Source organism: Paenirhizobium selenitireducens ATCC BAA-1503, from assembly GCF_900492185.1.
GTDB classification, from domain to species: Bacteria; Pseudomonadota; Alphaproteobacteria; order Rhizobiales; family Rhizobiaceae; genus Allorhizobium; species Allorhizobium selenitireducens_A.
In genome coordinates this window covers 486,482-495,994 of record NZ_UEYP01000002.1, presented here as the reverse complement: position 1 = coordinate 495,994, position 9,513 = coordinate 486,482, and the positions used below count along the sequence as shown (strand labels likewise).

Genomic DNA, 9,513 nt, shown 5'->3' with positions numbered 1-9,513 from the left:
GCAACGGCAACCCGGTGTCATTCCCTGTTTCTGCGCCGCCGGCGGCCTCCGCCTTCGCCATCGCCGTCCGAGAGGATCTTGCGTTCCGGCAGCGTCACCGCCGCGGCGAGCCTGGGGAAGGGGTCGACCTTGTTAGGCAGCGCCATGGCGTCGATGAAAAGCTGCTGGAAATGCGGCTCCAGCGCCGTCTCGATCTTCTCGATGCGGGTGACGGTGTCCTCGATCTCGCGGCGGTGGCCGCGGTTCAAGAGCGCCATCAGTGCCCCGGTGCCGGCCGCATTGCCGACCGCCTTGACCTCGGAAAGCTCGCAATCGGGGATAAGCCCGAGCACCATGGCGTATTTCGGATCGATGAAGGAGCCGAAGGCGCCGGCAAAGCGGATCGTGTCGACCGTCTCGACGCCGAGCTTTTCCATCAGGAGCTTGATGCCGGCATAAAGGGCGGCCTTGGCGAGCTGGATGGCGCGCACGTCGTTCTGCGTCACCGTGATCGTCTGGGCGCCGTCATGCAGAAGGTAGGAGAAGGTGCGGCCGGTCGCGAGGATGCGCGGGCTTTTCGCCGCCATGCCGCCATCCACCACGCCGTCGGTGGAGATCACGCCGAAGAGATACATTTCCGCAACGACCTCGATGATCGCCGAGCCGCAGATGCCGGTAATGCCGGTTTTTTCGGCGGCCTCGGCAAAGCCGTCCTCGTCGGACCACTGCTCGACGCCGATGACCTTGAAGCGCGGTTCCAGTGTCTGTGCGTCGATGCGCACGCGTTCGATGGCGCCGGGCGCGGCGCGCTGGCCGCAGGAGATTTCGGCGCCCTCGAAGGCAGGACCCGTCGGCGAGGAGGCGGCGACGGTGCGTGTCCGGTTACCGAGCACGATCTCGGCATTGGTGCCGACATCGACCAGCAGCATCATGCGGTCCTGGCGGTGCGGCCCTTCGGCAAGCGTCGCGCCGGCGGCATCCGCGCCGACATGGCCGGCGATGCAGGGGAGCAGGTAGGTGCGGGCGCCGGGATTGAGCGACAACTCGATGTCGCGCGCCGCGCAGGACACGGCACCGGAAACGGCGAGCGCGAAGGGCGCCTGGCCGAGCTCGGTCGGGTCAATACCGAGGAACAGGTGGTGCATGATCGGATTGGCGACGAACACCGAATCGAGAATGTCGGTGCGGGCGACGCCGCCCTCTCTGCAGACCTGGTCGACGAGTTCGGAGACCGCGTGGCGCACCGCCTTCGTCATGGCTTCCCGGCCGTCCGGGTTCATCATCACATAGGAGACGCGGCTCATCAGGTCCTCGCCGAAGCGGATCTGCGGGTTGGACGTGCCCGACGAGGCGACGACGCGGCCGGAAAGCAGCGAGACGAGGTGCATGGCAATGGTGGTCGAACCGATGTCGCAGGCCAGGCCGTAGGCCTCGTTGTGCAGGCCGGGCCAGAGCGCGATAATGGTCGGGCGCTGGGTGTCGCTGTCGCGGTGGATGGCGGCGGTCACCGTCCAGTTGCCTTTGCGCAGGATCTTCTGCACCTGCGGCAGCAGATAAGGCTCGACCTGCAGGTCGGTATAGCCCCAGTCCTTCTCCAGCATGACCTTCATGCGGTCGAGATCGCCGAGCGGCTTGTGCATGTCGGGCTCGTCGACCTCGACATAGCAAAGATGGACGGCGGGATTGCGCTCGATCACGCGATCGCTGGCGGCCTTGCGCACCACCTGGGCATTGACCACGGCATCCTGCGGCACGTCGACGACGAGATCGCCCTCGATGGTCGCGGAACAGGAAAGCCGCCTACCTTCGGGCAGTGTGCGCACCTCGGCATAGCGCTTTTCCTTCGGGCCGGGCGGCGAGATGTGGTCGTTGGACGAGACGATGCCATGCTTGGCGAAATTGCCCTCCTGCACCTCGATCTGGCAGCGACCGCAGGTGGCGCGACCGCCGCAGACGCTCTCGACATAGACGCCGAGCTGGCGCGCGGCATCAAGCACCGGCGTGCCGACCGGGAACCGGCCGCGCTTGCCGGACGGCATGAAGAGGACGAGGGGGTCGATTTCGGTCATTTCAGTCTTTCAAACGTCGAGGGCCACGCCCCATATCCCGCCCCCTTAGGAGAAGCGGACATCTACTTGGCTACTGTCTGTTCCAAAGCTTCCCGGATCAGGCGCGTATAGGGAATGCCACGCTCCTTCGCCTTCTCCTTGACTGCCGCCAGAAGCGCTTGCGGCAGCCGCATGTTCAACTGCGCAGACTTTTTCTCGAATTCGAACTGAACCGGCTTGAAAACCGAAAGGTCGTATTCGGACAGATCCGCGGTGTCGACGAAGGCTTCTGCTTCCTCATCGGATTTCAAAACGGGAAGTTTCTTCAATTTATCCTTGTTCATAACGCCTAATCTCCCGGTCATGCATGAACCTTGCGCTGATGGGCCGGATATAGGTCTCCGTGGCAATCCGCCGAAGCGTGAAGACAACAAAAATATACCGTCCGGCCTGGGTCTTTCCTATCGCTCGCGACCGAACCTCGTTGGAACTCGGGTCGGCAAAGATGCTCGGGCGGTTTTCGAAGACCTGTTCGATTTCCGGTTTCGTCAAGCCGTGCTTGGCACATTTCGGCCAATTGCCTTCGTCCCAATCGAAACCGGAAATCATCTGCTTCATCGGCTCACACTAAACATTTGTATAGGCAATTGTAAAACAGAAGGTCGGTTCAGTTCACTCCGTCGCAGCACCCGCGCCGGCTCTGGCGGCGCGGCCGCCGCGGCGGCCGGAGGAGGCGCCGGGGGCGGTGGTGGAGGGGGCGGCACCGGGTTCTGCCGGCTTGTGGTCGCGGTAGGTCATGATCCAGTTGCCGCAATTGGGGTCCGTGCCGTTCAAGACGTTGGCGGCGCGCACGGCCTCCATTTCCTGCGGGCGGCAAGGGTTCATGATGGCGGACGTCATGCCGGCACCGATGACCATGGGAATGAAGCCGGCATTGATGCCGTGGCGGTGCGGCAGGCCGAACGAGATGTTCGACAGGCCGCAGGTGGTGTTGACCTTGAGTTCGTTGCGCAGCCGATGCAGCAGCGCGAAGACCTGGCGGCCGGCATCGCCGAGCGCGCCGATCGGCATGACCAGCGGGTCGACGACGACGTCATGCGGCTTGATGCCGTAGTCCATGGCGCGCTCGACGATCTTCTTGGCGACGGCGAAGCGCACGTCCGGGTCCATGGAAATCCCGGTCTCGTCGTTGGAGATGGCCACCACCGGCACGTCGTACTTCTTGCAGAGCGGCAGGATGGCTTCCAGCTTTTCCTCCTCGCCGGTCACCGAATTGACCAGCGGACGGCCCTTGGCGACCTTCAGCGCGGCCTCGATGGCGGCGGTGACGGAGCTATCGATCGACAGCGGCACGTCGACCAACCCTTGCACGATCTCCATGGTCCTGACCAGCAGGCCCGGCTCGGTCTCGTTGGGGTTGACCGAGGTGACGCCGGCGTTGACGTCGAGCATGGTGGCGCCGGCGGCGACCTGTTCCAGCGCGTCCTTGATGACGGTGTCGAAATTGCCCTCGATCATTTCGGCGGCGAGCTTCTTGCGGCCGGTCGGATTGATGCGTTCGCCGATCACGCAGAACGGCTGGTCGAAGCCGATGATGATTTCGCGTGTGGCGGATGCGACGATGGTGCGGGTCATTATTGTTCTCCGGTCGGGCGCTCAGACAAGGTCTAGCGGGCCTATAATGGGGTTGCAAGCGCGCGGGGCCGAGGCGCCGCGCGGCCGGTCAGTGCGAATTCTTCGGGGTCAGGTGGGCGGCGAGGCCAGCCATCTGCTGCTGGTCCTCGACCTTTTCCTCGCGGATATGCTCGAGCCGTTCAGCAACCAGCGCGTCCGCCGGGTTGGCCTCGCGCCTCCACGGCTTGCGGCCCTTCAGAACGCCCGATTCATGGACGATCTCGGCGACATATTCCTCCTGCCGGTAGGCCATGACATGCATGCCGGAAATGCCCTCGATCTCCTTCACCTCGTTGATGATGTCGATACAGAGCTGTTTTCCCTCCTTCTTCTGGTCCTGCGCCCCTTCGAGGCGTGCGATGACCGAGTCGGGAATATGGATGCCCGGCACGTTGGAGCGGATCCACTTGGCCGTCTTGGCCGAGGCGAGCGGTCCGACGCCGACCAGGATGAAGCACTTTTCGTGCAGGCCGAGATCGCGCACCTTCTTCATGTATTCGCGGAACATCGGCACGTCGAAGCAGTACTGGCTCTGGACGAACTGTGCGCCGGCCTCGATCTTCTTGGCGAGCCGGTAAGGGCGGAAGTCGTAAGGCGGGGCGAACGGATTGATGGCCGCTCCGAGGAAGACGTGCGGCGGCGTGGAGAGTTTGCGGCCCGAGAGGAATTTCGATTCGTCGCGCATGGTGCGCACGGTTTCCAGAAGCGACATGCAGTCGAGGTCGAAGACCGGCTTGGCGCCCGGCTGGTCGCCGGCCTGCACGCCATCGCCCGTCAGGCACAGGATGTTCTGCACGCCCATGGCAGACGCCCCGAGCACGTCGCCCTGAATGGCGATGCGGTTCTTGTCGCGGCAGGCGATCTGCATGATCGGCGCATAGCCCATGCGGGTCAGAAGCGCGCAAATGCCGACCGAGGACATGTGGCAATTGGCGCCGGACGCATCCACGGCATTGATGCCGTCGACCCAGCCGTCGAACACCGCGGCGCGCTCGTATACGTCCTGCGGGTTGGCGCTGTCCGGGGGATTGAGCTCGGCGGTGACGGCGAATTCGCCGCGCCTGAGCACGCGCTCCAGCCGGCCGCGCGAGGAATGGCCGGGCAGGGGATCGAGCGGCGCGCCAGGATCGTGTGGATTGAAGTCGGGGCTCATGGCTTCTGTTCCGAGGGGGAGGTTTCGCGCGCGGCGGCGGCTTGCGCCGTCACCCGCAGCCAGGACGAGGTTTCGCGCAGCGACTGGTTGACTGGCTTCTGCACATTCAGGATCGCGTCGCCATGGACCATGGCGCGCGAACCGGCCCAGGCTTGGACCCAGACGCAGGGCATGTCGGGCTCGACCTCGCAATTGCCGTTGGCGCGCACGCCGCCGCAGGGACCGTTGCGCAGCTGTTTTGGGCAGTTCATCGGGCAGGACATGCCGGTCGAGGACAGGACGCACTGGCCGCACATGCGACAGTCGAACAGTAGGCCCTTGACGTTGCGCTCGACGAAGGTCACAGGCCGCTCGACGCGGGCATAGCCGAGCATGTTCCACAGCGGGTGAAGGAGAAGGAAGGCATTGGCGAAACGGCCGTAGAACCATTCGAGGAAGCGCGAATGGCGGACCGACCACAGACGGATCGTGTAGGAGCGCCGGGCGCGCCGGTTGGGCGAGACGCTGCCGGGCGTATAGGCGCCGGTCGTCGCCTTCTTGGCCGGGGCGGCATTGCCCGGCATGGGGCCGGGAGCGGGTTTGCCGTCAGCCATTATCGCGGCCTCCGGCATGGACGAGGGAAACCAGGCGGTCCTTGTCATAGCCCGCCTCGAGTTCGGCCGCCGCCTTGTCGGCTTCCGCCTCCAGATCGTCGCCGACCGGCACCGGGTCGCCCTTGCGCCATTCGGCGAGATAGTCGTCGGTCTCGGCCGCGCCGGATCGCATGGCCGCCATGTCGATCGCCTCGGTGAAGCGCAGCGACAACTCGCGCTTGGCGCTTTTGCGTCCCTGCTTGACAATCACCTGGGCGGGTATGTCGCGCCAGTAGACGATGATCCTGTCAGCCATGTCCTCACACTCCCCTTTTTGTCACAATGCACAGGTCCAAAGCGGCGGACTGCGCTTGCGACGACGTCGCAAGGAGCAAAAAGCGACGTGGCCCGCGAATTACCAGATCTTGCGCCGAAAGCCGTTGACAAGCCAGGCCCACAGGGTCGGCGGATAGCGCAGGACAGACGGGCCTTCCGGCTGGGAGGGGCGAAGCCGCCCATGGACCGCATCGTCGACCGATTGAAGCGTGATGTCGATCGCCGCCACCGTCAGGACGAGCGGATAGGTGGCGATGAAGTCGCCGTCGTCCGGCAGGGTTCGGACCTCGTAGAGCGTGCCGCCGGTGTCGGTGCCGGCATCCACAAGATGGAGCGTCGCGCCGAAATTGGCGGCGTCCTCCTCGGCGAGCGACCAGTATCCGCCCATCTGGCCGCGGTATTGCGGGTTGATTCCGGCATGGAGGTTGATGACCGGGCAAGGCATGGCGGCGAGTGCGGTTCGCGACATCAGCCGTGTGCTGACGAGCAGGATGACGCCAGGCTTCAGCTCGGAGACGAGCGCAAGGGTGGCCGGATCGTTGATCGAGGCGACGTCGTGGATCCGGACATGGGTTGCGATCGTCGCGGAGAGGCCGTTCGCGTTTAGAAGCGCGTCGATCCGCCCCCTTGCGAGCGGGCGCAACAGCCGGGCGGCGATCATCGTGCCCAACTGGCCGAGCGCGGCGAGCCAGCCGAGCAGCCGGGCCCGGCGGCGGGTGATCGCCCACTTCGATTCCGGTTGTTCTTGCACGACATGCAGGTTCGGATAGTGCCCGGCGAGGGCATTGATGACGATCGCCGGATTGGGCCCGCCAGCGGTCATCACCATGACGGTTGCGGAAGATGGCTCTGTCGATTTCGGCTCGCTCATGGGGAAAATCCTCTCGCGGTCAGAACACCAGCAGCAGGACGGCGCCGGCCGTATAGACGACGAAACCAGCCACGGCGATCGACAACAGGCCGACGAGCGTGCCGATCAGCACGCCGAAGCCGTCGCATTGGGAATGGGCAAAACCGATGATGGCGAGCGCCAGCGCCGGCAGCCAGTTGCCGAGCGGGATCGGCAGGAAGACGACAATGGCGAGCACGAGGGCGAAGAGGCCCAGCACGCGTTCGGAGAAGCGGGTTTCGAGAAACCAGAAGCGCGGTTTCACCAGCGTCTCGGCACGTTTGAGCCAGGGGACGAGACGGTTGACGGCGCCTTGAAAGGTGGAGGCGCCGACGCCGTAGTTGGCGATCCGGCGGGGCAGGTAGATCCGTCCCTGGGCGGAGGTCAGCATCTGCCAGGCGACGAAAATCAGCGGCAGGCCGAGGAAGAGCGTGGCGCCGGGCGGCATGGGCACCAGATTCGGCAAGGAGAAGACCAGCAGGAAGGCGCCGAAGGATCGGTCCTGAAGGGTGATCGCAATGTCGCGGATGGTGATGGTGCCATCGCTGCGACGCGCCAGCCGCAAGAGCAGGTCGGAGAGATGCTCCGGCCTTTCCTTTTCGTGACGGTCAGCGAGCGAATATGCCAATGTTCCTGCCCCCTCGGTCATTGTCCTTTGCCTTTTCGTTCTTGAGACGACCTGGCTTCATTCTGTTAGGGACCAATTGCAGAGGTATTAAGGTGATGGTCAATTCGCCAGGCATGATAAAAGTTGAGTTAAATGCAAATCCATGCGCCGATGCGGGGCGTGACATTTGCGCCTTTCCGCCTGGAAGGGGAAAGGTGCGGGGCACGGACTTTGCGGCCTTGATTTTGGCGAATGTCGGTGCAAAGGACGCCGGCATCCGATCTGTTCCTTTCTGGAGACATTCCATGGCGACAAGACCTGTCCTTTCGGCTCTGGCACTTGGCCTCGCTCTCGTGTGGCTCACGTCTTGCGGCAACACAATTCGCGGCGTCGGCCGCGATCTCGGCAATGCCGTCGACGCGACACAGGATGCCGGGCGTAGCGTCGTCAATTCTGTGAAGTAGGAGAAAGCCGTCGCTGCCGGTTTGACAGGTCATGCCAGAGCGCGCAGCGCCGGGTCCAGGTCCCCATAGCCGGTGAAGCGGTATTCATAGTCGAGGCCGAGATAGTGGGCCGCCCACCGTGCCTTGTCCTGCAATTCCTGATCCTCGGTCTGCGCCAGGTAGACGATCTTGGTGTAGTTGCCGAACACCATGTCGCGCAATTCCGGATGCTTGTCGAGCTTCAGCGGCTCGATGACGAAGGCCTCGAACTGGCGCGTGATCAGGTCCGTCAGGTAGAAGGCGGTGAACTCGTGCTCGCACGCGGAGAGGAACTTCTCCGTGCCGGAAAAGAAGGCGTAGCAGTGCGGGCCGGCAATGCGCGCGATGCCTTCCTCCGCACAGATCTTGTCGATCTCTCCCTGAGTGCCACATTCGGCATAGCCGAGGAAAATGCGGCCATAGCCGGCGGCTTTCGCCGCGGCGATTTTCTCGCGCAGCGCCGGCGCGATCTTCTCCGGATAGACATGCCAGATCGCCGGCAGGCATTCGAGATCGATATGGTCGAGACGGTTCGCCTCGCGGATCGCCAGGATTTCGCGGGCGATCGCCCCGCAGGCGATGATCTGAACCTTTTGCGCTTCCGTGCGTTTCATCGTCGCATTCTCGACACGTTTCGCATTCGCTTATCCAATAGGGAGACATCTGTCATGACCAGCCGCAAACTCACCCTCGCAGCCGTCCTCGTCGCGTCTGCCTTCGGCCTTGCCTCCTGCGGCAACACGATCCGCGGCATGGGCCAGGATACGGCCAATGCGGTCGATGCCACGCAACAGGCCGGCCGTAACGTCGAAAACGCGGCAAAGTGACGGGAGCAGGGAGCATGACGCTCGATACCGTCGCCAAGGTCAGCGCCGCCTATATTCTCACGATCCTCGTCTCGGCCGGCGGCTTCACGCTGTGGGAGGGCTTGCAGCCGCACGGCATCGGCACGACGAACACTGCCGCGATGTCTTATGTCTCCGATCGCTGAACGCGACCGGTGTTTCCTCAGGCCTGCGCAGTCAGGCTGTTGTGCTTGCGGGCAATGAATTCCTTGGCCGTCTCCACCGCGACCGCCGCATCGCGACAATAGGCGTCGGCGCCGACCGCCTTGCCGAATTCTTCATTGAGCGGCGCACCGCCGACGAGCACGATATAGTCGTCGCGCATGCCCTTTTCCTTGAGCGTGTCGATGACCACCTTCATGTAGGGCATGGTCGTGGTCAAAAGCGCCGACATGCCGACGATGTCGGGCTTTTCCCGCTCGATGGCATCCAGATAGTTCTCGACCGGGTTGTTGATGCCGAGGTCGATGACGTCGAAGCCGGCGCCTTCCATCATCATGCCGACCAGGTTCTTGCCGATGTCGTGGATGTCGCCCTTGACGGTGCCGATCACCATCTTGCCCTGCTTCGGGGCGCCGGTCGCGGCCAGCAGCGGCCGCAGGATGTTCATTCCGGACTTCATCGCGTTTGCAGACAGCAGCACTTCCGGGACGAAAAGAATGCCGTCGCGGAAGTCTATGCCCACGATGCGCATGCCCTCGACCAGCGCCTGGGTCAGAATGTCATAGGGCGCCCAGCCGCGTTCGAGCAGGATGTTGGTGGCCTCCTCGATCTCTTCCTTCAGGCCGTCATAGAGATCGTCGTGCATCTGCTGCACGAGTTCGTCATCGGAGAGTTCCGAGAGAATGATTTCGTCGTCGGACATGGGTGCCTCCCGGCTGGTGTTGCGCGATTCCTGTCGCGGTCTGAAAAAGACTGCCTCATCGAC

At 63.7% G+C, this 9,513-nt stretch carries 14 protein-coding genes; 3 read left to right on the top strand and 11 right to left on the bottom strand.

Annotated features, from left to right (window positions below):
- Positions 1-17: 17 nt before the first annotated feature.
- The 9 genes from RHIZ70P_RS06120 to RHIZ70P_RS06080 form a co-directional block, all read right to left on the bottom strand.
- Positions 18-2,048, bottom strand: a complete 2,031-nt coding sequence (locus RHIZ70P_RS06120) for an ASKHA domain-containing protein (RefSeq protein ID WP_115669484.1) — start codon at positions 2,046-2,048, stop codon at positions 18-20.
- A 62-nt stretch (positions 2,049-2,110) separates the two neighbouring features.
- Positions 2,111-2,371: a CopG family antitoxin gene (locus tag RHIZ70P_RS06115; protein WP_115669483.1), complete on the bottom strand. Its 261-nt coding sequence runs from the start codon at positions 2,369-2,371 to the stop codon at positions 2,111-2,113.
- Positions 2,358-2,645: a BrnT family toxin gene (locus RHIZ70P_RS06110; RefSeq protein ID WP_235842157.1), complete on the bottom strand. Its 288-nt coding sequence runs from the start codon at positions 2,643-2,645 to the stop codon at positions 2,358-2,360. Before RHIZ70P_RS06110 ends, RHIZ70P_RS06115 begins: the two co-directional genes overlap by 14 nt.
- A 54-nt stretch (positions 2,646-2,699) precedes the next feature.
- Positions 2,700-3,662 (bottom strand): methyltetrahydrofolate cobalamin methyltransferase, encoded by a 963-nt coding sequence (locus RHIZ70P_RS06105; protein WP_115669481.1) that lies wholly within the window; start codon positions 3,660-3,662, stop codon positions 2,700-2,702.
- 88 nt (positions 3,663-3,750) lie between these two features.
- Complete coding sequence (locus tag RHIZ70P_RS06100) at positions 3,751-4,854, bottom strand: methylenetetrahydrofolate reductase (RefSeq protein WP_115669480.1); 1,104 nt, start codon at positions 4,852-4,854, stop codon at positions 3,751-3,753.
- Positions 4,851-5,447, bottom strand: a complete 597-nt coding sequence (locus RHIZ70P_RS06095) for a methylenetetrahydrofolate reductase C-terminal domain-containing protein (protein WP_181903953.1) — start codon at positions 5,445-5,447, stop codon at positions 4,851-4,853. Before RHIZ70P_RS06095 ends, RHIZ70P_RS06100 begins: the two co-directional genes overlap by 4 nt.
- A complete protein-coding gene (locus RHIZ70P_RS06090; protein WP_115669479.1) occupies positions 5,440-5,742 on the bottom strand; it encodes a virulence factor in 303 nt (100 codons plus the stop codon). Before RHIZ70P_RS06090 ends, RHIZ70P_RS06095 begins: the two co-directional genes overlap by 8 nt.
- Positions 5,743-5,841: 99 nt before the next feature.
- Positions 5,842-6,633, bottom strand: coding sequence for a formyl transferase (locus tag RHIZ70P_RS06085; protein WP_235842156.1), 792 nt, complete (start codon positions 6,631-6,633; stop codon positions 5,842-5,844).
- A gap of 19 nt (positions 6,634-6,652) precedes the next feature.
- Entirely contained in the window at positions 6,653-7,279 is a 627-nt protein-coding gene (locus RHIZ70P_RS06080) for an exopolysaccharide biosynthesis protein (protein ID WP_235842155.1), read from the bottom strand.
- A 284-nt stretch (positions 7,280-7,563) separates the two neighbouring features.
- Here RHIZ70P_RS06080 and RHIZ70P_RS22930 point away from each other — a divergent pair, with 284 nt between their 5' ends.
- A complete protein-coding gene (locus tag RHIZ70P_RS22930) occupies positions 7,564-7,722 on the top strand; it encodes an entericidin B signal peptide protein (RefSeq protein ID WP_181903952.1) in 159 nt (52 codons plus the stop codon).
- A gap of 29 nt (positions 7,723-7,751) precedes the next feature.
- Here the strand turns inward: RHIZ70P_RS22930 and RHIZ70P_RS06075 are convergent, their stop codons facing one another.
- Positions 7,752-8,354, bottom strand: coding sequence for a DUF1638 domain-containing protein (locus RHIZ70P_RS06075; protein ID WP_115669477.1), 603 nt, complete (start codon positions 8,352-8,354; stop codon positions 7,752-7,754).
- A 54-nt stretch (positions 8,355-8,408) separates the two neighbouring features.
- Between RHIZ70P_RS06075 and RHIZ70P_RS06070 the strand changes: the two genes are divergently transcribed.
- Positions 8,409-8,567 carry an entericidin A/B family lipoprotein gene (locus tag RHIZ70P_RS06070; RefSeq protein WP_115669476.1) on the top strand — a complete coding sequence of 53 codons (159 nt, stop codon included), beginning with the start codon at positions 8,409-8,411 and terminating at the stop codon, positions 8,565-8,567.
- Between the two features lie 14 nt (positions 8,568-8,581).
- On the top strand, positions 8,582-8,731 hold the full coding sequence (locus tag RHIZ70P_RS22925; protein WP_181903951.1) for a hypothetical protein: 150 nt from the start codon (positions 8,582-8,584) through the stop codon (positions 8,729-8,731).
- Between the two features lie 17 nt (positions 8,732-8,748).
- Here the strand turns inward: RHIZ70P_RS22925 and RHIZ70P_RS06065 are convergent, their stop codons facing one another.
- Positions 8,749-9,450, bottom strand: a complete 702-nt coding sequence (locus RHIZ70P_RS06065; RefSeq protein ID WP_115669475.1) for a corrinoid protein — start codon at positions 9,448-9,450, stop codon at positions 8,749-8,751.
- Between the last annotated feature and the right edge of the window lie 63 nt (positions 9,451-9,513).